We start from the raw sequence: 21,784 nt of genomic DNA, 5'->3' as shown, positions 1-21,784 counted from the left end.
GCCGCCCGCCGCTCCCGGTGCTCCGCCGGGTGCTGAGCGTTCCCTGCCCCTCCGGGGCGGACGCTGGCTCAGGCCGACGCACCTGACAACCCCGAACCGACGGGGATCCGAGCCGCGCTCGCTCCCCCTTCGCCATCGAAAGGACTGGAATGCGAACCCTGTACGCCTCTGCCACCATCGCCGCATGATCCCTCGGCTCAGGGCGCTCACTCAGTGGACGCTCCTCGTGCCGGTGCTCGCGGTCGTCCTTCTCGTCTTCACCTGGGGCCGCAGCCTGCCCGGCGCCGTAGTCGCGCTGGTGACCGTGGTCCTCGCCGGGTGCGTCCTGGCGGCCGTGCACCACGCTGAGGTGGTCGCTCACCGGGTCGGCGAACCCTTCGGCTCCCTCGTGCTCGCCATCGCCGTCACCATCATCGAGGTCGCCCTGATCGTCACCCTCATGGTTGACGGCGGGGACAAGAGCTCAACTCTGGCCCGGGACACGGTCTTCGCCGCGGTGATGATCACCTGCAACGGTGTGGTGGGCCTGTGTCTCCTCGTCGGGTCCCTGCGCCACGGCACCGCCGTCTTCAACCCCGAGGGCACCGGCGCCGCACTCGCGACCGTCGCGACCCTGGCGACGCTGAGCCTGGTGCTGCCGACCTTCACCACCAGCAAACCGGGCCCCGAGTTCTCAGGCGTGCAACTGACCTTCGCGGCACTCACCTCACTGATCCTCTACGGACTGTTCGTGGCCACCCAGACCGTCCGGCACCGCGACTACTTCCTGCCGATCACCCGCCAGGGCGTGGTGATCACCGCGGACGACCACGCGGCGGCGCCGTCCGCGCGCACCGCCTGGATCAGCCTCGGTCTCCTCGGCCTGGCCCTGGTCGGCGTGGTCGGCCTCGCCAAGGGCGTATCGCCCACCATCGAGTCCGGGGTGGAGGCCGTCGGCCTGCATCATGCGGTCGTCGGCGTGATCATCGCGTTGCTGGTGCTGTTGCCCGAGACGATCGCCGCGCTCCGTTCCGCCCGTCGCGACCGGGTGCAGACCAGCCTGAACCTCGCCCTCGGCTCGGCGATGGCCAGCATCGGGCTGACCATCCCAGCCGTCGCCCTCGCCTCCGTCTGGCTCTCCGGACCGTTGGTCCTCGGACTCGGCTCCACGCACATGCTGCTGCTCGCCCTGACCGTGGTGGTCAGCTCCCTGACGGTCGTGCCGGGCCGGGCCACGCCCCTCCAGGGCGGGGTGCACCTGGTGCTGTTCGCGGCCTATCTGGAACTGGCGATCAACCCGTGACCGGCTTGGCCGCCACCGTCGGCACCGGGCGGGTCTCCGGCAGCAAGGCGAAGCAACCGAGGCTGAGCAGCGCCACCCCGGTCAGATAGGCGCCCACGCTCCAGGGGACGCGCCCCGAGTGCTCGGCGAGCGCGGTCGCCACGATCGGGGTGAGCGCGCCGCCGAGGACTCCGCCGAGGTTGTAGCCCACCGCGGCGCCGGTGCAGCGCAACCGGGCCTCGTACAACTCCGGCAGATACGCGGCGATCACCGCGAACATGGTGATGAACGCGACCAGCGCGCCGAGGAAGGCGAGGAACATGAGCAGCGGCTCCCCGGTGGCCAGGAGCGCGACCATCGGGAGCATCCACAGGGCGGCGGCGGTGCACCCGGTCAGGCACATGGGCCGCCGCCCGAAGCGGTCGCCGAGCAGGGCCGCGACGGGTGTCAGCGCCCCGTTCACCGCCACCGCGGCCATGAGACAGATCAGCATGACGGAGCGGCTCACCCCGAGCCGCTCCGTCCCGTAGGCGAGGGACCATGTGGTCACGGCGTAGAACACGGCGTACCCCGCCGCGAGCGCCCCGGCCGTCAGCAGCACCAGCCGCCAGTGGTGCCGGACGACGTCGAGGAGCGGCACACGCGCGTGATCCTCGATGGCCAGGAACCGGGGACTCTCGGCGAGCGAGGAGCGCAGCCACAGCCCGGCCAGGGCGAGCGCCCCGGCCAGCCAGAACGGCACCCGCCAGCCCCACTGCGCGAACTGCGTGTCGGACAGCGACGCCGACAGGGCCAGCGTCACGCCGTTGGCCAGCGCGAAGCCCAGCGACGGCCCTACCTGCGGAAAGCTCGACCACAGGACGCGCCGTCCGGGAGGCGCGTGCTCCGCGGTCAGCAGCACCGCCCCGCCCCACTCGCCGCCGAGTCCCAGCCCTTGCAGGAAACGCAGGCCGAGCAGCAGCAGGGGCGCCGCCACCCCGATCGTCGAGTACGTCGGCAGACATCCCACCGCGACCGTCGACACGCCGGTGAGCAGCAGTGAGGTGATGAGGACCGGCCGCCGCCCCCGTCGGTCCCCCATGTGCCCGAACAGCACGGAACCCAGCGGCCGGGCCGCGAACCCCACGCCGAACGTCGCGAAGGCGGCCAGCGTCCCCGCCAGTGGCGAGAACGTCGGGAAGAACAGCGGACCCAGAACGAGGGCCGCCGCGGTCCCGTAGACGAAGAAGTCGTAGAACTCGATCGCGCTGCCGACGAGTGAGGCGGCGGCGAGCCGCAGCATGGATGGTGCCCTTACAGTGCGTACATCGTGCATGCCGTGTCAACTACCCACAGTGACGGGTGCTTACGGGGGCGTGCGGAGGTGAGGCGCGCGTCAATAGATCACCGTGATGCGCTGGGCCGGGGTGTCGACATGAAACGTTCCTCTCCAGGGGATCCCGAGCCGGGAATCGGTGTGAACGTAGGCATTGGCGAAGGCGACCGGCAGGTCGGGGGCGCACGCCCGCAGTACACGGCACACGGCCTCGCGCTGCTCCGCCGCATGACGCGCCTCCTCCTCCGGGCTGTTGGGCCGCGCGAACGACCAGGTCCCGGCGCGGGCCAGGCGCAGGGCGGAGATCGTTGGAGCAGACCGCGCCCACCGAAGCTCCCCAAGGTGCCGAACGCCTCCGTGCCACCCGGCGGTTCCTCGGCGGTCTCCAGGAACAGCACCCAGCCGTCGTACTGCGAGAGGTCGTGCGAGATCTCGGTCGGCCATCAGCAGCCGGCCCAGAACTTCGGGAGTGCCCGGATCAACTCCCGGTCCAGCAGAGGCAGCACGGTGATCTGGTCGCCGACGCGGATCGAGACGACGACCGCCCGGACGTCAGGGTCGGTGAGGCGGCATGGAGGTCGTCGGCCCGCTCCAAGGGCGATGTGCCCGTCTTCCGGGTCGTCACATACCCGTTGGGAGGGCCTGCGATCGCCGTCATGCCCGGACGGCAGGGCCGGCCACCACGCCGACGCACCGTGATAAACCGGGTCCCAGAAGCGGTCGTCGACGCACCGCCACCCCGAACGGACCGGAGGAACCGTGCCCCGCACCCTGGCAAACGCCCCGATCATGATCCTCAACGGGCCCAATCTGAATCTGCTCGGCCGGCGCCAGCCCGAGATCTATGGCTCCGACACGCTCGCCGACATCGAGGCCCTGTGCGCCAAGGCCGCTGGGGCGCACGGAGGCACGGTGGACTTCCGGCAGTCCAACCACGAGGGCGTACTCGTCGACTGGATCCACGAGGCGCGGCTCAACCACTGCGGGATCGTCATCAACCCCGGTGCCTACTCGCACACGTCCGTGGCGATTCTGGACGCGCTCAACGTCTGCGACGGCATGCCCGTGCTGGAGGTCCACATCTCCAACATCCACAAGCGTGAGTCGTTCCGGCATCACTCGTACGTCTCCCTGCGCGCCGACGGCGTCATCGCGGGATGCGGAGTACAGGGGTACGTGTTCGGCGTGGAGCGGGTCGCCGCGCTGGCGGGCGCGGCCCAGGCCGACGCATAGACACGCACAGGTTTGAAAGGCGGCTGACGACTTAAAGTCAACCGTCGCCTTGAAGGTAGCCGTTGTCCTTAAGGCTGTCGCCTCATGGGTGGCCCGCGTTCACGATCCGTCGCAGGAAGCGCCGGGTCCGTTCCTGCTGCGGGTCCTCGAAGACCTGCTCGGCGGTGCCCCGTTCCAGCACGACGCCGCCGTCCAGAAAGCAGACCTGGTCGGCCACCTCCCGGGCGAAGCCCATCTCGTGCGTCGCCAGCACCATGGTCATGCCGTCGTTCTTCAGATCACGGACCACCGTGAGCACCTCACCCACCAACTCGGGGTCGAGGGCCGCGGTGATCTCGTCGAGCAGCAGCAGTCGCGGGCGCACCGCCAGGGCCCGCACGATCGCCACCCGCTGCTGCTGGCCGCCGCTCAACCGGTCCGGGTACGCCCGCGACTTGTCGCTCAGACCGAGCCGCTCCAGCAGGCCTATGGCGCGCTCCTCCGCCTCCGCGCGCGCCACCCCGTGCACCCGGCGCGGGGCGAGCGTGATGTTCTCCAGCACCGTCATGTGCGGAAAGAGGTTGTACGCCTGGAAGACCACGCCGATACGGCGGCGTACCGCATCCTGGTCCACCCTGGGATCGGTGATCTCCTCGTCGTCCAGCCAGATCGCGCCGTCGTCGATCTCCTCCAGGAGGTTGGCGCAGCGCAGCAGCGTCGACTTGCCGGAGCCGGAGGCTCCGATCAGTGCCGTCACCGTGTGCGGGGCGACCTCCAGATCTACGGCCCGCAGGACGACCGAGGCGCCGAAGTTCTTGCGGACGGACTCCATGCGCAGCACGGGGGAGCCGTCCATGTGCGTGGTGCTCATATCGTGCCTCCCTGGGCCCGCTGTCGGTCCATCCGGGCCGTCACCCAGTCCGTGAAGCGGGTCATCGGGATGGTCAGAGCGACGAAGACCAGTCCCGCGACGATGTAGGGCGTGTAGTTGAGGCTGCGGCCCACGATGATGTCCGCGGCCCGCACGGCGTCCACGGCGCCGCCGATGGACACGAGACCGGTGTCCTTCTGGAGCGACACCAGGTCGTTGAGCAGCGGCGGCACCTGGCGGCGCACGGCCTGGGGCAGCACCACGTGGCGCAACGCCTGCCGGTTGGTGAGGCCGAGGGAGCGGGCGGCGGCCCACTGCGAGGGGTGCACGGACTCGATTCCGGCGCGGAACACCTCGGCGACGTACGCCGAGTACGTCAGGGTGAGTGCCGTGCCGCCCAGCAGCACCGGATCGACTGTCACGCCCTGCAGCCGCAGCGCCGGAACGCCCAGTACCACGATCATCAGGTTGATGATCAGTGGCAGCCCGCGGAAGAAGTCGGTGTACGCGGCGGCCAGCATCCGCAGCGGGAAGAACACCGGGCCGCGCAGCGTGCGCGCGATGGCGATCAGCATGCCGAGGACCAGAACGGCGACACCGCACACGAGTAGCAGTCGGACGTTCAGCCACAGCCCTTCGAGAACCTTGGGGAACGCCTCGCGCGCGTACTGCCCGTTGAAGAATGTCTCCTTGGTACGCGGCCAGCCGGGCGCGTTGACGACGATCAGATACAGGACGGCAGCCGTGGCCAGCGTCGAGAGCGCCGCCACGGCCGTGGCGCGCCGGGCCCGGACGCGCTTGTGGCGCTCACGGTCGAGCCGCCGCCGCGACGGGACGTAGCCGTCGTCGGGGTCGGCGTCCGCGTCCGTCCGGTCATCCGACAGATGCCCCCCGTCGTCCGCGCCCTCCCCGCCGGACTCGCCCTTCGTGACCTTCACTTGAGCACCGGGGCGTCGACGGCATCGGACAGCCACCGTGTCTCGATCCTGGCGAGCGTGCCGTCCTTGCGCAGCGCGTCGACGGCCCGCGTCACACACGGGGTGAGCGCGCTGCCCTTGTCGAGCACGAGTCCGAACTGCTCGGGCGTGCCGCCCTGGTTCTCGAACTGGCCGACGATCTCGGCGTTCGTGATCTCGGCGGCCGTGATGTAGAAGGCGGTCGGCAGGTCGGCGACGATGGCGTCGACCTGACCGTTCTTCAGGGCGGACTTCGCCTGGTCGTTCTTGCCGTACACGGCAGCCTCCTGTTTCGGCCGTACCACGTCGGAGATGTAGTCGAGGCTGGTGGTGCCCACTTGGGCGCCCAGCTTGAGACCCGTGAGGTCCGCGATGCGCGTCGCCTTCGCGGCCTTCGTGCCCTTGAGCGCGATGACGGCCTGGCGCACGTCGTAGTAGCCGGACGAGAGGTCCACGGCCTTCTTGCGCTCGGCGCTGATCGACACCTGGTTGATGTCGAAATCGAAGGTCTTCGCCCCGGGCGCGAACGCCTTGTTGAAGGGGACGCTCTGCCAGACGACGGCATCCCGGTCGTAGCCGAGGTGCCGGGCCACCGCGTACGCGACCGCCGATTCGAAGCCCTTTCCGTTGGCGGGCTCGTCGTCCTTGAACCACGGTTCGTAGGCGGGTTCGTCCGTCGCGACGGTCAGCTTGCCGGCCGTCTTGGTGTCCAACTCGCCCTTGGCGCAGGCGGTCCCGGCTGAACCGGACGGCGCGCCGGCCGCCTGCTCCTTGGGCTGTGGAGCGCAGCCGACGGCGGTGGCGAGCAGGGCTATGGCGGCGGCGACGACACCGCGCAGTGCGCGAGGGGCAAGATGCATGGCGGGAGAGTGGCAGTGAATGCCGTGCTTGTCGAGGTCATGACGGTCATTGTCCGCATGCTGGGAACGGGTGTTGCCGCCGTGTGAACGCCGCCCGTGGCCACCCCTGGCCGATGGCCCGTGACCGCGTGTCCGCCGCCTGGGCCGTCGGCCGAGGGCGGGATGGTGTGGCCGACGGCCCGTACCGCCCAGGAGCCGTCATCCTGCGCGGGGCTGCTTCCAGTTGACCGTGCATCGGCGCGTTCCGGGAGCGCGCACGGGCAATCGACGTGTGCGAATGGTTCACATGGGGCGCGCGCTGCGACCTTGCCCGGGGCGTACGGGCCGAGCGTGCGCCGGGCGTGGAAACGGAGTTCGTACGCCCAGCGCCCATGGCAGGCGCGTGCGCGGCGCATGTGGGCAAGCGGCGCGTGCGACAGAGCGACGGCGGCCACCACGCGGCGCACCGTTGATCACTTCGCGGCCAGGCGGCCCGTATCGCTTGGTGGGGTGGGGCGCCTGGCCGCGTGGGCGTTCGCCGTCAGAGGTCGGTCCTGCCGCCGAAGTGCTGTGGTACCTGCTCGCGCAGTGTCCGCTCCACATCCCAGAAGTCCTGCTCCTGACCGAGGCGAGAGCGCTGAAGTGCCGAGCGCAGACCCTTGATCAGGCTTTCCAGCCGTATCTCGTCGCCCAGCTGGCCGGCACGTCGTGCCTCGGCCAAGAGACTGGCGAAAGCCCCGACCGCGGCATCCCTGTCCTCCTCCCAGAGCCAGGCGAACGCATTGCCGAACGGCTCTCCCGGGATCACGACTTCGGCGTCCCTTCCGAAGTGAGCGATCTCCTCGGCCTCGCTGCGGATGAATCCGCTGAGCAAGCTCGAACGTCCGATGAGGAACCCCTACGCGATCCATGTCCGTCCCTTCGTCGGCGACTGCCAGGGCCATCGTGACGGGCTCACAGGCGACGCGACAGAGGACGACACCAGGGGACGACGCGCCAGCGGACGACGTATCACAGGACGACGCGACAGAGCGTGTCCGAGCCGGTCGCGTGCCTCCGTAAGCCGCACGCTCGGGATCGTGCGGCCGAGCGCCCAGTAGTTCGGCCGCGACCGGTACCCGGGCCTACCAGCCGCGGGCCCACCATTCCTGAAGGTGGGGGCGTTCCGCCCCGAGGGTGGTGTCGTTGCCGTGGCCCGGGTAGATCCACGTCTCGTCCGGCAGGGTGAAGACCTTCGCATCGAGCCCGGACATGAGGCTCTGGAAGTCCGCGGGGCGTGTCGTCCGGCCGGGCCCCCCGGGGAAGAGACAGTCCCCGGTGAAGACGTGCGGGTGGCCGTGCGGGTCGTCGTAGACCAGCGCGATCGACCCCGGAGTGTGCCCCACCAAGTGGCGCGCGGTCAGTTGGACCTGCCCCACCCGGATGACGTCGCCGTCGTCGACCGGGACGTCGGTCGGCACGGGGATGCCGACGGCGTCGTCCCGGCCCGCGAACGTACGCGCGCCCGTGGCCGCCACCACCCGGTCGAGCGCCTGCCAGTGGTCACCGTGCTGGTGCGTGGTGACGACGGAGGCGATGCCGTCGTCACCGATCATGCCGAGCAGCGTCTCCGCGTCGTTGGCGGCGTCGATCAACAACTGCTCGTCCGTGGCCCGGCAGCGCAGCAGATAGGCGTTGTTGTCCATCGGCCCGACCGCGATCTTCGTGATCATCAGGTCCTTGAGCTCGTGTACGTCCGCCGGTCCGCCGACCGTCACCTCTCCGCTGTACGTCATGGCCGCCAGCCTATAGCGGGGGAGCGGCCCGGGAACCCCCGCGCGGCTACAGCACAGGCAGCGTGGGCAGCGGGCCGCCCGCGGCCCGCAGGGCGGAGCCGTCGCGCCGCCCGGCCAGCCAGCCGAGCAGGTCGGCGGCCGGGCCCTCGACGGCGATCGGGTCACCGTCGGCACCGCCGCCCGTGGTCCACGTCCGGCCCTCGTCGTCGGTCAGACGCGTCGCGGGCACGTCCCGGTGACCTCGGAAGCGCTCCGCGAGGAAGTCGATCTCGCGTGCCACGAACTCCGCCGGAAGATCCTCCAGCTCGTACCCGATCCCGAGGTCCACGTGGTGCAGCTCGACCTCGACCCAGCGCCGGAACGGCAGCCGGGACGCCGAGTCGACGACCCCGTTGCGCAGCTCCACCTGTCGCGCCCAGTCCACGGGTGCGGCGCCCATGTTCTGGAGGCGGGCCGCGCTGTCCCGCAGATCGGCGAGCTGGACGTCCAGGGGGCGTGGGGCGTCGCGCTCGATGTCGGCGTCGCGGGCCTCGGCGGAGGCGTACATGGGACGCCCCTCCAGGATGTTCACGAGTGCGTCCGCGTTGCGGGCGAGGTGGGCCAGGACGTGGCCCCGGGTCCAGCCGGGCAACCGTGACGACTCGGTCACGGCCGCGTTGTCCAGTGCGGCGACTGCAATGAGGAGCCGGTCGGACGCGGTACGTACGGACGCCAGGTCGCGGGCGTGATCAATCATGGGGCCGACCCTAGTCCCGCCACTCCTTCGGGTGAAGGTTGTGGGGTCGTCCCGCAAATCGAATGCGCGTGCTATATCGTCGGGAGCGGCGTCGGGCATGCTGGATGGCCCGGGATTGTTGTGGAACCCGGAATCCGACCGGCGTTGTCAGTGGTTCCCCCTAGCCTGAAGAAGCACGGGGTCTACGGCCCCTGTCACTTCTCTGAAGAAAGGTGCGGACCGGCGTGGCCGACCGTCTCATCGTCCGTGGCGCGCGCGAGCACAATCTGAAGAATGTCTCGCTCGACCTGCCGCGCGACTCGCTCATCGTCTTCACGGGCCTGTCGGGGTCGGGCAAGTCCTCGCTGGCCTTCGACACCATCTTCGCCGAGGGACAGCGGCGCTACGTGGAGTCGCTGTCCTCCTACGCCCGGCAGTTCCTCGGGCAGATGGACAAGCCGGACGTCGACTTCATCGAGGGCCTCTCCCCGGCGGTCTCCATCGACCAGAAGTCGACCTCGCGCAACCCCCGCTCCACGGTCGGCACCATCACCGAGGTCTACGACTACCTGCGCCTGCTCTTCGCACGCATCGGCAAGCCGCACTGCCCCGAGTGCGGCCGCCCCATCTCGCGCCAGTCGCCCCAGGCCATCGTCGACAAGGTCCTGGAGCTGCCGGAGGGGAGCCGCTTCCAGGTGCTCTCGCCCCTCGTGCGCGAGCGCAAGGGCGAGTTCGTCGATCTGTTCACCGATCTTCAGACGAAGGGCTACAGCCGTGCGCGCGTGGACGGGGAGACCGTCCAGCTCTCCGACCCGCCCGCGCTGAAGAAGCAGGAGAAGCACACCATCGAGGTGGTCGTCGACCGCCTCACGGTGAAGGACTCCGCCAAGCGTCGCCTCACCGACTCCGTGGAGACCGCCCTCGGTCTGTCCGGCGGCATGGTCGTGCTCGACTTCGTCGACCTCTCCGAGGACGACCCCGAGCGCGAGCGCATGTACTCGGAGCACCTGTACTGCCCCTACGACGATCTGTCCTTCGAGGAGTTGGAGCCCCGCTCCTTCTCCTTCAACTCGCCCTTCGGCGCCTGCCCCGACTGCACCGGCATCGGCACGCGCATGGAGGTCGACCCGGAGCTGATCGTCCCGGACGAGGACAAGTCGCTCGACGAGGGCGCCATCCACCCCTGGTCGCACGGGCACACCAAGGACTACTTCGGCCGTCTTATCGGCGCCCTGGCGGACGCCCTGGGATTCCGGACGGACATCCCCTTCGCCGGCCTTCCACAGCGCGCCAGGAAGGCCCTGCTCTACGGCCACAAGACGCAGATCGAAGTGCGCTACCGCAACCGGTACGGGCGCGAGCGCGTGTACACGACGCCCTTCGAGGGAGCGGTCCCCTTCGTCAAGCGCCGGCACAGCGAGGCCGAGAGCGACGCCAGCCGCGAGCGCTTCGAGGGCTACATGCGCGAGGTGCCCTGCCCCACCTGCGAGGGCACGCGCCTCAAGCCGATCGTCCTCGCGGTCACGATCATGGGGAAGTCGATCGCCGAGGTCTCCGCGATGTCGATCAGCGACTGCGCGGACTTCCTGGGCGAGCTGAAGCTGAGCACCCGCGACAAGAAGATCGCCGAGCGGGTGCTGAAGGAGGTCAACGAGCGACTGCGCTTCCTGGTCGACGTCGGTCTGGACTACCTCTCGCTGAACCGCGCCGCGGGCACGCTCTCCGGCGGCGAGGCGCAGCGCATCCGCCTGGCCACTCAGATCGGCTCCGGGCTGGTCGGCGTCCTGTACGTCCTCGACGAACCGTCGATCGGCCTGCATCAGCGCGACAACCACCGGCTCATCGAGACCCTGGTCCGGCTGCGGGACATGGGCAACACGCTCATCGTCGTCGAGCACGACGAGGACACCATCAAGATCGCCGACTGGGTCGTGGACATCGGCCCCGGCGCGGGCGAGCACGGCGGAAAGGTCGTGCACAGCGGCTCCCTCAAGGAACTGCTCGCCAACGAGGAGTCACAGACCGGTCAGTACTTGGCGGGCAGGAAGTCCATCCCGGTGCCCGACGCCAGACGCCCGCAGGATCAGTCCCGTCGGCTCACCGTGCACGGGGCCCGGGAGAACAACCTCCAGGACATCGACGTGTCCTTCCCGCTGGGTGTGTTCACGGCCGTCACGGGCGTGTCCGGCTCCGGCAAGTCGACGCTGGTCAACGACATCCTCTACACACACCTGGCCCGCGAACTGAACGGCGCCCGCAATGTGCCGGGACGGCACACGCGTGTGGACGGCGACGACCTCGTCGACAAGGTCGTGCACGTCGACCAGTCGCCCATCGGCCGCACCCCTCGGTCCAACCCGGCGACGTACACCGGCGTCTTCGACCACATCCGCAAGCTGTTCGCCGAGACGACCGAGGCGAAGGTCCGCGGCTACCAACCCGGCCGCTTCTCCTTCAACGTCAAGGGCGGCCGCTGCGAGAACTGCGCGGGCGACGGCACGATCAAGATCGAGATGAACTTCCTCCCGGACGTGTACGTGCCGTGCGAGGTCTGCCACGGCGCCCGGTACAACCGGGAGACCCTGGAGGTCCACTACAAGGCCAAGTCCATCGCCGAGGTCCTGAACATGCCGATCGAGGAGGCCCTCGACTTCTTCGAGGCCGTCCCCGCGATCGCCCGCCACCTCCGGACCCTGCACGATGTCGGCCTCGGCTATGTCCGGCTGGGCCAGTCCGCGACCACCCTGTCCGGCGGTGAGGCCCAGCGCGTCAAGCTCGCCAGCGAACTCCAGCGCCGCTCCACCGGACGCACCGTGTATGTGCTGGACGAGCCGACCACCGGTCTGCACTTCGAGGACATCAGCAAGCTGCTGAAGGTGCTGTCCGGCCTGGTCGACAAGGGCAACACGGTCATCGTCATCGAGCACAACCTCGATGTGATCAAGACCGCCGACTGGGTCGTCGACATGGGCCCCGAGGGCGGTGCCGGTGGCGGGCTTGTCGTCGCCGAGGGCACACCGGAGGAGATCGCCGGGGTCCCGTCGAGCCACACCGGCAAGTTCCTGCGCGAGGTCCTCGGCGCCGAACGCATCAGCGACGCGGCGTCGGTGCCGGCCCCGCGCGGAGCCTCGGCCAAGAAGACCGTCGCGGCCAAGTCGACGGCGAAGAAGACGGCCACGGCCAGAACGGCGAAGTCCGCCAACAACACGGCGACCAAGAAGGCCGCAGGGGTCACCAAGAAGGCGTCACCCGCTAAGAAGACGACACGGACGCGCAAGGTCTAGCCGGGCGCCCGGGCCTCAGAAACCGGGCGCGGTCACATCCTGACAAAACCTCAAAAAATCGGCGCTCTGCGGGAACTCTCCGTGGGGCGCCGCTCGTTCCATCAACAGCAAGCCCGGCCCTGCGGTTTCACCGCTTCCCTGTACCGCAGGCCCGGCCGAACCTTGACAACAACATCAAGGAACCCGCCCTCGAAGGGCCCTCGAAACCGCTGCGCCCCTTCCGCCGCCGACGCCCCTACAACTCGCCCAGTTCGGCGGCGTACGGCGGCTCCGCCCCCGCGCGCGAGCACGTGATCGCCGCCGCACGTGCCGCGAACCGCAGCAGCCGTGTCCAGCCGTCCGCACCCAGGCCCGCGAGTGCGTCGGCGGAGAGGGAGTCCTGCGCGGACAGCCCGTGCAGCAGAGCCGCGTTCACCGTGTCGCCGGCACCGATCGTGTCGACGACATCGACCTTCTCACCCGGCACGGAGTACTCCGCGCCGTCCCGGACGAAGGCGGTGAGCCCGTCACCGCCCCGGGTGACCACCACGGCCGAGGGCCCCGCGGCCAGCCACTCGCGCGGGCTGCCGCCCAGCCACTCGGCATCCTCCTCCGAGAGTTTCAGCAGCGTCACGGAGGGCAGCCAGTTGCGGAAACGGGCCCGGTAGGCGTCAGGGTCCGCGATCAGGACCGTGCGGATGTTCGGGTCGAGCGCGGTGAACAGTCCCTGTCCGGAGGCGGTCCGCATCAACTCCTCGTAGGCGCTCGCCCCCGGTTCCAGGACGAGCGAGCAGGTGCCGAAGGACAGGGCGCACGCCCCGGCGGGCAGAGTGGCCGGGGCCGCGAAGAGGCGGTCGGCGGTGCCCTCGACGTAGAAGGAGTAGGCAGCCGAGCCGCTCCCGTCGATAGTGGCGACCGCGAGGGGCGTCGGCTCCGCGCCGCGCTGCACGCCCGAGATGTCGACGCCCGCCCCGCGCAAGCCGTCGAGCAGGGCCTCGCCGAAGGCGTCGTAGGAGGTCCGGGAGCAGAAGGCGGTCGGGGAGCCGAGGCGGCCGAGGGCCACGGCCGTGTTGTAGGGGCCGCCGCCGAGTGTCGGTTTCAGCTCCGCCAGGGCACCCGCGCCCTGTGGTACCAGGTCGATCAGGGCCTCACCGGCGACGACGATCATGAGACGCTTCCTTTCCTGGGCTGTTCGGGTTGCCCGGGTGGGCGGGGGTGCGGAGTGGGCTCCGGCGGCCCGGGCTTCATGAAGGCCCCGGGCAGCCGCAGGATGTGCGGTGCACCAAGGCGTACGGGAGCCGGACCGTCCGCGCTGGGCGGTCCGGTGCGGCCAGGCGGTCCAGCAGCACGCGGACGGCCTGTGTTGCCGATTTCTCTGCTGGGCTGGCCGATGTCGGTGAGCCGGGGCGAGCAGAGGTCCGCCCAGGCGAAGTCGTCGAAGCAGCACAGAGCGATGTCGTCCGGCACCCGCAGACCGCGGTCCCGCAGGGCGCCGATGGTCATCGCGTTGTTGGCGGTGACGAGCGCCGTGGGCGGAGCGGCGAGGGACAAGCCGGGCCGCCGTCGCCTGCGCGACACCGGCCGACTCCGAGTTGTCCGGCACCACGAGGCGTTCGTCGTGGGGCAGACCCTCGGCGGCGAGGCCGTCCCGGTAGCCGGTGATCCTTTCACCGGTGGTGCTGAGCCCGGGCAGTCCGGCGACCGGGCCGATCCGGCGATGGTCCAGGGCGTCCTGGAGGATCTTGGTGAAGCAGGGGTTGCTAGCCACCGACATCGCGAGCCTGATGGAGCGGGTCCGGGAGGTCACCAGCAAGCGAGCGAGGGTGTTGGGCGTGAAGCCGAGCCGGTCGATCATGTCCAACACCGCCTGACGGGTGTGGGGCAACGCGGGCCGCGTGCCGTTCAGCACACGGGAGATGTTCGCCACGGAGACTCCGGCGCTCCGTGCCACGTCGGCGATCGTGGGCATCGCGCTTCCTCCCGGCGGGCCGCGGCTGTCCTTCTCGCGGGGAAGGTATCCCATTCGGCGGTGCGCGTAGACGCTTGCGCAAGCGTCTACGCCAGCGCATCCTCGCCCTCGCCCTCGCTCGGCCACCTCGGACGCGTCCCCCGGTGGGGCGCCGGATAGGCTCGACCCCGCACCACCCTCTGACCAGTGGAGACCCCGATGCCCGCCCGCCCCTCCGCACGTCGTCGTACGGTCCTCCGAGGAGCCGCAGTCGCTCCGGTCGCCGGGTTCGGTCTCGCCGCATGCTCGGCCCTGGGCGGGACGACATCGGACGCGACGCCGACCGCTCCGGTCGAACTCGGGGCCGAGAGCGAGGTCGCCGAGGGCGGCGCCCAGCTGTACCGGGATCACAACGTCGTGGTCAGCAGGGACGCGCAGGGCAAGCTGAAGGCATACAGCACGATCTGCACGCACGCCAAATGCCCCATCAACAAACTGGAGGGGACGACGCTGATCTGCCCCTGCCACGGGAGCGAGTTCGACGCCATGACGGGCAAGGTGGTGCAGTCGCCTGCCACCGAGCCGCTTGCCGAGCTGCCGGTGAAGGCGTCCGGCGGCAAGCTCATCGCGGGGCCCGGCGCCTGATCAGCGGGCCGGCCGGGGCGGCGGGTCTACTCCCAGTCCCAGCCGATCCCTATGAGGCCCGGCCGCACCCGCGGCTCGACCAGGTGCACCGAGCGGTGCACCCCGCTGAGCGGCAGGTCCTGTCGGCCGTTGCGCGGCGCCGCGGCGGAGTGCTGGGCGAAGCGGTGGCAGCGGGCCGGGAGCGCGTCCGCGTCGAACCGCACCTGGAGGGCGTACTGGCCACCGGGGAAGGCGAAGCCGTGCAGGTACTCGCGCGAGGGTCCGGCCGTGCCGTCCTCGACGCCGTACCGGAACAGGAAGGTGTCCCCGGAGTGCAACCGGGTGCCGAAGAGCAGTTCGGCGACCAAGACACCGGTGCTCTGGTCCCAACAGACGCGTCCCGTGCGGCAGTTCTCCAGGGCGTGCACCGTCATCCGGTCGGGAACGCAGCCGGGATCGCCCTGGTGGACGGCCACGAAGCGGTCGACCCCGTCCCGGTGCGCCCGCACGATGTGGTGCGAATCGTGGCCGGCCAGTTCACGGCGCGCGCCCACCCGTACCCGCTCGTGGTGGCCCAGCGCATGCAGCCCGCCGTCGAGGCTCCAGCCCAGCTCGGCCTGGAGCCGGTCCAGGACACCGGATGCCTCCATCCGGGAGCGGTACGAGCGGGCCGCAGGGCGCTGGGCGGCCGAGCCCTCGTCGGTCTCGGCGAGCAGCCGGATCAGTGACTCCTCCGGCAGCTTGAGTATCTCCTCCAGTGCGCGTACGGCCCGCAGCGACTCGGGGCGCTGCGGTCGTCGGGCACCCTGCTGCCAGTAACTCAGGCTCGTGACACCGACCTTGACCCCGTGCCGTGACAGGTGGTGCTGGACGCGCTGGAGCGGCAGTCCGCGGGCGGCGATCGCGGCGCGCAGCGCGACATGGAAGGGGCCGCCCCGCAGAGCCGTGTCCAGTTCCTCGCTGGCGAGGTCCGCGTGCTGTGTGCCGTGCCGCATGCACAGGGGCCTTTCTGTAAGGGCTCGCTACGGCGGGTCAGACCGTTCGCGCGGGTCTTCGGGATCACCGTGGTGGCGCCGGGGCGGTGCTCACATATCCGTACGCCGATTCGCGCGCCGTCGTTCACGGTCCCGAGCCCCACCGCATTGAAGCGTGTTGACCAATCCCCGACAACACCCCGACGACAACACCTCGACAACGCCTCGGTACCACCTTGGCCCCCACCGCCGCGGCACCCGGTCGGCCGCCGCGACCCTGGCGCACGGTCGCCCCCACAACCGCCGACCGCCCCGCACGGCCGGTCACCACCGAGGACCTCGCCGCTCGCATGACGGGCCACCGCGCCCCGGGCCTCCCACCGTTCCGCGCCCCGGGCCGTCCACTGCTTTGGGCCTCTCGCCGCTCCGGCGCCCCGCCGCCCACTCGGTCCTGCATGCGTCGGGCGGGTGGCGGGATTCGGGTGGCAGGATCGCCGTGTGACGGAGTCCTGGTCCCTGGCCGGTGGATCGACCGTGCTGACGGGCGATGAGGCGGTCGATGTGCTGCGGCGGCGGATCGCCGCGGGCGGCCTCGAAACGTGGTTGACGAGTCGGGAGGGGCTCTCGCTCGCCGTGGTCAGCAACGCCGAGCGGGCGATGGTGATGCTGCTCGACGCGCAGGGCGATCCGGAAGGGCACGCGGTCGACCCCCTGGCACGCGGGACGAGCGGTGGTTTCGTCCTTGCCAACGGGCAGTGCGACACGTACCCCAACCGGGACACTGTGCCCCTCGCGGAGGCATTCCGGACCGTCCGGCGGCTGATCGCCACCGGGGAGCCGCCGACGGGGGCCGGGTGGGTCGTGGACCGCTGAGTCGAGGGGCGGAGCGGCGTTGTCCACAGCCCCGCCGGACTGTCCCCGCCCGACAGTAGGGTTGAGACATGGCCGACCCCTCCAGCTACCGTCCCAAGCCGGGAGAGATTCCGGACTCGCCCGGGGTGTACAGGTTCCGTGACGAGCACCGTCGGGTGATCTACGTCGGAAAGGCGAAGAGCCTGCGCCAGCGCTTGGCGAACTACTTCCAGGACCTGACGAACCTCCACCCGCGCACCCGGACGATGGTCACCACGGCGGCGTCCGTGGAGTGGACCGTCGTGTCCACGGAGGTCGAGGCGCTGCAGCTGGAGTACTCCTGGATCAAGGAGTTCGACCCCCGGTTCAACGTCAAGTATCGCGACGACAAGAGTTACCCCTACCTCGCGGTGACGATGAACGAGGAGTTCCCCCGCGTGCAGGTGATGCGCGGTCACAAGAAGAAGGGCGTCCGCTACTTCGGGCCGTACGGGCACGCCTGGGCCATCCGTGACACGGTCGACCTGCTGCTGCGCGTCTTCCCCGTGCGTACCTGCTCGGCCGGTGTCTTCAAGAACGCCGCCCGCACCGGCCGCCCCTGTCTGCTCGGCTACATCGGCAAGTGCTCCGCGCCCTGCGTCGGCCGGATCTCCGCCGAGGAACACCGCGAACTGGCCGAGGAATTCTGCGACTTCATGGCCGGGCGCACGGGCACGTATCTGCGCCGCCTGGAGAGACGGATGACGGAGGCGGCCGAGGAGATGGAGTACGAGCGGGCCGCCCGCCTGCGCGACGACATAGAGGCCTTGAAGAAGGCCATGGAGAAGAACGCGGTCGTGCTCGCCGACGCGACCGACGCCGATCTGATCGCCGTCGCCGAGGACGAGCTGGAGGCGGCCCTTCAGATCTTCCACGTCCGCGGCGGGCGGGTGCGCGGCCAGCGGGGCTGGGTGACCGACAAGGTCGAGGAGGTCACCACCGCCGCCCTCGTCGAGCACGCCCTCCAGCAGCTCTACGGCGAGGAGAGGGGGGACGCCGTACCCAAGGAGGTCCTGGTCCCCGCCCTGCCGGAGCCGGCCGAACCCGTGCAGGAGTGGCTCACCGGGCGCCGCGGGTCCAACGTCTCCCTGCGCATCCCGCAGCGCGGCGACAAGAAGGCCCTGATGGAGACCGTGCAGCGCAACGCCCAGCAGGCGCTCGCCCTGCACAAGACCAAGCGCGCCTCCGACCTGACCACGCGCTCGCGGGCTCTGGAGGAGATCGCCGACGCCCTCGACCTGGACAGCGCCCCTCTCAGGATCGAGTGCTACGACATCTCGCACCTCCAGGGCGACGATGTGGTGGCCTCCATGGTCGTCTTCGAGGACGGGCTCCAGCGCAAGAGCGAATACCGCCGCTTCCAGATCAAGGGCTTCAAGGGCCAGGACGACGTCCGCTCCATGCACGAGGTGATCACCCGCCGCTTCAAGCGTTACCTCGCCGACAAGGAGAAGACGGGCGAATGGCTGGACGAGGACGGGGAGAACACCCTCAAGGACGAGGACGGCCGTCCCAAGAAGTTCGCCTATCCGCCGCAGCTCGTCGTCGTCGACGGTGGCCGGCCGCAGGTCGCCGCCGCCAAGCGGGCCCTGGACGGGCTGGGCATCGACGACATCGCGGTCTGCGGCCTGGCCAAGCGGCTGGAGGAGGTCTGGCTGCCGGCCGACGACGACCCGGTGGTCCTGCCCCGGACCAGTGAGGGCCTCTATCTGCTCCAGCGCGTCCGTGACGAGGCGCACCGCTTCGCCATCACCTACCAGCGCACCAAGCGCGCCAAGCGGTTCCGGGCGAGCCCCCTGGACGACGTGCCCGGCCTCGGCGATACCCGCAAACAGGCGTTGATCAAGCATTTCGGCTCGGTGAAAAAGCTGCGGTCCGCGACAATCGACCAGATCCAGGAGGTGCCCGGCATCGGCCGCAAGACGGCCGAGACGATTGCCGCGGCCTTCGCCCGGGCGGCCCCGGCCGCATCCGCCGTGAACACGGCGACCGGAGAGATCATTGATGACGAGGAACCCGATACGACGGGGGGTTCCTCGGGGGAGCCCGTGCCCGCGGGCGCCCCGGACGAACGACGGGGGCAGGAGAGATGACCGAGTACGACGCACAGCACACAGCGGAACGAGATCAGACGCACAAGGAAGCAAGCGAGGATCAGCCGCAGCAGGCGGTCCAGGAAAGCGGAGAGGCAGTGAGTACGGACGTCACGACGGCCGGGGTCCCCGAGGCGGCCATCCCCGAGCTGGTGATCATCTCCGGCATGTCCGGAGCGGGCCGCTCGACAGCCGCGAAGTGTCTGGAGGACCTCGGCTGGTTCGTCGTCGACAACCTCCCGCCCGCCCTGATCCCCACCATGGTGGAGCTCGGCGCCCGCTCCCAGGGCAACGTGGCCCGGATCGCGGTGGTCGTCGACGTACGCGGCCGGCGCTTCTTCGACAATCTGCGCGAGTCCCTCGCCGACCTCGACACGCGGGGGGTCACCCGGCGGATCGTGTTCCTGGAGTCCTCCGACGAGGCCCTGGTGCGCCGCTTCGAGTCCGTGCGGCGCCCGCACCCCCTCCAGGGCGACGGCCGGATCGTCGACGGCATCGCCGCCGAGCGCGAGCTGCTGCGCGAGCTGCGCGGCGACGCCGACCTGGTGATCGACACCTCCAGCCTCAATGTGCACGAGCTGCGCGCCAAGATGGACGCCCAGTTCGCCGGCGAGGAGGAGCCCGAGCTGCGGGCCACCGTGATGTCCTTCGGCTTCAAGTACGGCCTCCCGGTCGACGCCGACCTGGTCGCGGACATGCGCTTCCTGCCCAATCCGCACTGGGTCCCGGAGCTGCGCGCGTACACCGGCGTCCACGAGGAGGTCGCCGCGTACGTCTTCAACCAGCCCGGCGCCAAGGAGTTCCTCGACCGGTACGCCGAACTGCTGCGGCTCATCGCGGCCGGCTACCGCCGCGAAGGCAAGCGCTACGTGACCATCGCCATCGGCTGCACCGGCGGCAAGCACCGCTCGGTGGCCATGTCGGAGAAGCTCGCCGCGCGGCTCGCGGCCGAGGGCGTGGAGACGGTGGTCGTGCACCGGGACATGGGACGGGAATGACGCCACGTACTCCGCGGCTGAGCAGGCTGCGTCTGGCGGTCCCCGCGGCACGCGCGGGCCGCCCCGCCGAGGCCCGTGGTGCCCGGCCGCGCCGCCGGGGCGCCCAGCCCAAGGTCGTCGCCCTCGGCGGCGGCATGGGCCTGTCCGCCTCGCTTGCCGCGCTGCGCCGGATCACCGGCGATCTCACCGCCGTCGTCACCGTGGCCGACGACGGCGGCTCCAGCGGGCGGCTGCGCGACGAGCTGGGCGTGCTGCCGCCAGGCGACCTGCGCAAGGCGCTGGCTGCGCTGTGCGGCGACGACGACTGGGGCCAGACCTGGGCCCGGGTCATCCAGCACCGCTTCCAGTCCCAGGGCGACCTGCACGACCACGCGGTCGGCAATCTGCTGATCGTCGCCCTGTGGGAACAGCTCGGTGACCATGTGCAGGCCCTGGACCTGGTCGGCAAGCTGCTCGGCGCGCACGGCCGGGTGCTGCCCATGTCGGCCGTGCCGCTGGAACTCCAGGCCCTGGTCAAGGGCCATGACCCGGCCCGGCCGGAGGAGGTCGACACGGTCCGCGGGCAGGCGACGGTGGCGCTCACGCCGGGCGAGGTGCAGTCGGTGCACGTCGTGCCGCACGATCCGCCCGCCGTGCCGGAGGCCGTCGCGGCGGTCCTGGACGCGGACTGGGTGGTGCTGGGCCCCGGTTCCTGGTTCTCCTCGGTCATCCCGCATCTGCTCGTACCCGAACTGCTGGACGCCCTCACCGACACCAAGGCGCGTCGCGTCCTGTCCCTGAACCTCGCTCCGCAGCCGGGAGAAACCGAAGGCTTCTCTCCGCAGCGTCATTTGGAGGTTTTAGGGCGACACGCCCCTAAACTCGCCCTGGACGTGGTGCTGGCCGACGAGGCCGCCGTGCCCGACCGGGACTCGCTCACCGAGGCCGCCAAGCGGCTCGGGGCCGCGGTCGAGCTGGCGCCGGTGGCCCGGACCGACGGCTCTCCTCGGCACGACCCGGAGTTGTTGGCCGCCGCGTACGACCGTATTTTTCGGATGCATGGAAGGATCGGCCCATGGCGATGACGGCAGCGGTGAAGGATGAGATCTCCCGGCTCCCCGTCACCCGGACCTGCTGCAGAAAGGCGGAGGTCTCCGCCATTTTGCGGTTCGCCGGCGGCCTGCACCTGGTGAGCGGGCGCATCGTGATCGAGGCGGAGCTGGACACCGCGATGGCGGCCCGGCGGCTCAAGCGGGACATCCTGGAGATCTTCGGCCACAGCTCGGAGCTGATCGTGATGGCGCCCGGTGGGCTGCGCCGCGGTTCGCGTTACGTCGTGCGGGTGGTCGCGGGCGGTGACCAGCTGGCGCGGCAGACGGGACTCGTCGACGGGCGCGGGCGTCCGATTCGGGGCCTGCCCCCGCAGGTGGTCTCGGGGGCCACCTGCGACGCCGAGGCGGCCTGGCGCGGGGCGTTCCTGGCGCACGGCTCACTGACCGAGCCCGGCCGCTCCTCCTCCCTGGAGGTGACCTGCCCGGGCCCGGAGGCGGCGCTCGCCCTGGTCGGCGCCGCCCGTCGGCTGTCGATCGCGGCGAAGGCCCGCGAGGTGCGCGGCGTGGACCGCGTGGTGGTGCGCGACGGCGACGCGATCGGTGCCCTGCTCACCCGCCTCGGCGCGCACGAGTCCGTGCTGGCCTGGGAGGAGCGGCGGATGCGCCGTGAGGTCCGTGCCACGGCCAACCGGCTCGCCAACTTCGACGACGCGAATCTGCGCCGCTCCGCGCGTGCGGCCGTCGCGGCGGGTGCCCGCGTCCAGCGGGCCCTGGAGATCCTCGCCGACGAGGTCCCCGAGCACCTCGCCGCCGCCGGCCGGCTGCGCATGGAACACAAGCAGGCGTCCCTGGAGGAACTGGGGGCGCTCGCCGACCCGCCGTTGACCAAGGACGCGGTCGCGGGCCGGATCCGCCGGCTGCTCGCCATGGCCGACAAGCGCGCCGCCGACCTGGGCATCCCGGGTACGGAGGCCAACCTCACCGAGGAGATGGCCGACAACCTGGTGGGCTGAGACCC

Annotated in this window: 18 protein-coding genes and 1 pseudogene; 9 read left to right on the top strand and 10 right to left on the bottom strand. The window is 70.5% G+C overall.

The annotated features are described in order from the left end of the window. The first annotated feature begins 184 nt into the window (after positions 1 to 184). Positions 185 to 1,282, top strand: coding sequence for a calcium:proton antiporter (locus ACWEKM_RS12500; protein ID WP_451621142.1), 1,098 nt, complete (start codon positions 185 to 187; stop codon positions 1,280 to 1,282). Here the strand turns inward: ACWEKM_RS12500 and ACWEKM_RS12495 are convergent. Continuing rightward, entirely contained in the window at positions 1,272 to 2,543 is a 1,272-nt protein-coding gene (locus ACWEKM_RS12495; RefSeq protein ID WP_451621141.1) for an MFS transporter, read from the bottom strand. The genes ACWEKM_RS12500 and ACWEKM_RS12495 overlap by 11 nt on opposite strands. A 792-nt stretch (positions 2,544 to 3,335) precedes the next feature. On the opposite strand from ACWEKM_RS12495, the gene aroQ reads away from it, so the two are divergent. Then, a complete protein-coding gene (aroQ, locus tag ACWEKM_RS12490) occupies positions 3,336 to 3,809 on the top strand; it encodes a type II 3-dehydroquinate dehydratase (RefSeq protein ID WP_451621140.1) in 474 nt (157 codons plus the stop codon). 82 nt (positions 3,810 to 3,891) lie between these two features. Here the strand turns inward: aroQ and ACWEKM_RS12485 are convergent, their stop codons facing one another. The 6 genes from ACWEKM_RS12485 to ACWEKM_RS12460 form a co-directional block, all read right to left on the bottom strand. After that, complete coding sequence (locus ACWEKM_RS12485; protein ID WP_451621187.1) at positions 3,892 to 4,644, bottom strand: amino acid ABC transporter ATP-binding protein; 753 nt, start codon at positions 4,642 to 4,644, stop codon at positions 3,892 to 3,894. A gap of 11 nt (positions 4,645 to 4,655) precedes the next feature. Next, a complete protein-coding gene (locus ACWEKM_RS12480) occupies positions 4,656 to 5,597 on the bottom strand; it encodes an amino acid ABC transporter permease (protein ID WP_451621139.1) in 942 nt (313 codons plus the stop codon). Further along, positions 5,594 to 6,475, bottom strand: a complete 882-nt coding sequence (locus ACWEKM_RS12475) for an ABC transporter substrate-binding protein (RefSeq protein ID WP_451621138.1) — start codon at positions 6,473 to 6,475, stop codon at positions 5,594 to 5,596. The genes ACWEKM_RS12480 and ACWEKM_RS12475 overlap by 4 nt, the downstream gene beginning before the upstream one ends. Before the next feature lie 520 nt (positions 6,476 to 6,995). After that, positions 6,996 to 7,328, bottom strand: a complete 333-nt coding sequence (locus ACWEKM_RS12470; protein ID WP_451621137.1) for a hypothetical protein — start codon at positions 7,326 to 7,328, stop codon at positions 6,996 to 6,998. Positions 7,329 to 7,578: 250 nt separating this feature from the next. Then, on the bottom strand, positions 7,579 to 8,229 hold the full coding sequence (locus ACWEKM_RS12465; protein WP_451621136.1) for an MBL fold metallo-hydrolase: 651 nt from the start codon (positions 8,227 to 8,229) through the stop codon (positions 7,579 to 7,581). Positions 8,230 to 8,275: 46 nt separating this feature from the next. Then, positions 8,276 to 8,965 (bottom strand): maleylpyruvate isomerase family mycothiol-dependent enzyme, encoded by a 690-nt coding sequence (locus tag ACWEKM_RS12460; protein ID WP_451621135.1) that lies wholly within the window; start codon positions 8,963 to 8,965, stop codon positions 8,276 to 8,278. Between the two features lie 224 nt (positions 8,966 to 9,189). On the opposite strand from ACWEKM_RS12460, the gene uvrA reads away from it, so the two are divergent. Beyond that, positions 9,190 to 12,228 (top strand): excinuclease ABC subunit UvrA, encoded by a 3,039-nt coding sequence (gene uvrA, locus ACWEKM_RS12455; RefSeq protein WP_451621134.1) that lies wholly within the window; start codon positions 9,190 to 9,192, stop codon positions 12,226 to 12,228. Between the two features lie 235 nt (positions 12,229 to 12,463). Here the strand turns inward: uvrA and ACWEKM_RS12450 are convergent, their stop codons facing one another. Both ACWEKM_RS12450 and ACWEKM_RS12445 read right to left on the bottom strand, forming a co-directional pair. After that, the gene (locus ACWEKM_RS12450; protein WP_451621133.1) at positions 12,464 to 13,375 is read right to left on the bottom strand and encodes a carbohydrate kinase family protein; all 912 of its coding nucleotides are present in this window, start codon (positions 13,373 to 13,375) and stop codon (positions 12,464 to 12,466) included. Continuing rightward, positions 13,372 to 14,176 (bottom strand): annotated as a pseudogene (locus ACWEKM_RS12445) (LacI family DNA-binding transcriptional regulator). The gene ACWEKM_RS12450 and the pseudogene ACWEKM_RS12445 overlap by 4 nt, the downstream one beginning before the upstream one ends. Before the next feature lie 198 nt (positions 14,177 to 14,374). Here ACWEKM_RS12445 and ACWEKM_RS12440 point away from each other — a divergent pair. Continuing rightward, positions 14,375 to 14,800 carry a Rieske 2Fe-2S domain-containing protein gene (locus ACWEKM_RS12440; RefSeq protein WP_451621186.1) on the top strand — a complete coding sequence of 142 codons (426 nt, stop codon included), beginning with the start codon at positions 14,375 to 14,377 and terminating at the stop codon, positions 14,798 to 14,800. Between the two features lie 26 nt (positions 14,801 to 14,826). Here the strand turns inward: ACWEKM_RS12440 and ACWEKM_RS12435 are convergent, their stop codons facing one another. After that, entirely contained in the window at positions 14,827 to 15,774 is a 948-nt protein-coding gene (locus ACWEKM_RS12435) for a hypothetical protein (protein WP_451621132.1), read from the bottom strand. A gap of 477 nt (positions 15,775 to 16,251) precedes the next feature. Between ACWEKM_RS12435 and ACWEKM_RS12430 the strand changes: the two genes are divergently transcribed. From ACWEKM_RS12430 to whiA, 5 genes are all read left to right on the top strand, one after another. After that, positions 16,252 to 16,626: a hypothetical protein gene (locus ACWEKM_RS12430; RefSeq protein ID WP_451621131.1), complete on the top strand. Its 375-nt coding sequence runs from the start codon at positions 16,252 to 16,254 to the stop codon at positions 16,624 to 16,626. A 68-nt stretch (positions 16,627 to 16,694) separates the two neighbouring features. Beyond that, positions 16,695 to 18,737, top strand: coding sequence for an excinuclease ABC subunit UvrC (gene uvrC / locus ACWEKM_RS12425; RefSeq protein ID WP_451621130.1), 2,043 nt, complete (start codon positions 16,695 to 16,697; stop codon positions 18,735 to 18,737). Continuing rightward, entirely contained in the window at positions 18,734 to 19,735 is a 1,002-nt protein-coding gene (gene rapZ, locus ACWEKM_RS12420) for an RNase adapter RapZ (RefSeq protein WP_451621129.1), read from the top strand. The genes uvrC and rapZ overlap by 4 nt, the downstream gene beginning before the upstream one ends. Further along, a complete protein-coding gene (locus ACWEKM_RS12415; protein ID WP_451621128.1) occupies positions 19,732 to 20,799 on the top strand; it encodes a gluconeogenesis factor YvcK family protein in 1,068 nt (355 codons plus the stop codon). The genes rapZ and ACWEKM_RS12415 overlap by 4 nt, the downstream gene beginning before the upstream one ends. After that, the gene (gene whiA / locus ACWEKM_RS12410) at positions 20,790 to 21,779 is read left to right on the top strand and encodes a DNA-binding protein WhiA (RefSeq protein ID WP_451621127.1); all 990 of its coding nucleotides are present in this window, start codon (positions 20,790 to 20,792) and stop codon (positions 21,777 to 21,779) included. Before ACWEKM_RS12415 ends, whiA begins: the two co-directional genes overlap by 10 nt. Positions 21,780 to 21,784: the final 5 nt, after the last annotated feature.

This window comes from Streptomyces sp. NPDC004752 (assembly GCF_053601275.1).
The sequence above is the reverse complement of the archived record's forward strand: the minus strand, read 5'-3'. Positions and strand labels throughout refer to the sequence as shown.

Coding starts and splice junctions, on each gene's coding strand:
- ACWEKM_RS12450 (WP_451621133.1), bottom strand. CDS start 13,375: ATGATCGTCGTCGCCGGTGAGGCCCTGATCGACCTGGTACCACAGGGC.
- ACWEKM_RS12415 (WP_451621128.1), top strand. CDS start 19,732: ATGACGCCACGTACTCCGCGGCTGAGCAGGCTGCGTCTGGCGGTCCCC.
- whiA (WP_451621127.1), top strand. CDS start 20,790: ATGGCGATGACGGCAGCGGTGAAGGATGAGATCTCCCGGCTCCCCGTC.
- ACWEKM_RS12495 (WP_451621141.1), bottom strand. CDS start 2,543: ATGCTGCGGCTCGCCGCCGCCTCACTCGTCGGCAGCGCGATCGAGTTC.
- uvrC (WP_451621130.1), top strand. CDS start 16,695: ATGGCCGACCCCTCCAGCTACCGTCCCAAGCCGGGAGAGATTCCGGAC.
- ACWEKM_RS12435 (WP_451621132.1), bottom strand. CDS start 15,774: ATGCGGCACGGCACACAGCACGCGGACCTCGCCAGCGAGGAACTGGAC.
- ACWEKM_RS12440 (WP_451621186.1), top strand. CDS start 14,375: ATGCCCGCCCGCCCCTCCGCACGTCGTCGTACGGTCCTCCGAGGAGCC.
- ACWEKM_RS12460 (WP_451621135.1), bottom strand. CDS start 8,965: ATGATTGATCACGCCCGCGACCTGGCGTCCGTACGTACCGCGTCCGAC.
- ACWEKM_RS12500 (WP_451621142.1), top strand. CDS start 185: ATGATCCCTCGGCTCAGGGCGCTCACTCAGTGGACGCTCCTCGTGCCG.
- rapZ (WP_451621129.1), top strand. CDS start 18,734: ATGACCGAGTACGACGCACAGCACACAGCGGAACGAGATCAGACGCAC.
- ACWEKM_RS12485 (WP_451621187.1), bottom strand. CDS start 4,644: ATGGACGGCTCCCCCGTGCTGCGCATGGAGTCCGTCCGCAAGAACTTC.
- ACWEKM_RS12465 (WP_451621136.1), bottom strand. CDS start 8,229: ATGACGTACAGCGGAGAGGTGACGGTCGGCGGACCGGCGGACGTACAC.
- ACWEKM_RS12475 (WP_451621138.1), bottom strand. CDS start 6,475: ATGCATCTTGCCCCTCGCGCACTGCGCGGTGTCGTCGCCGCCGCCATA.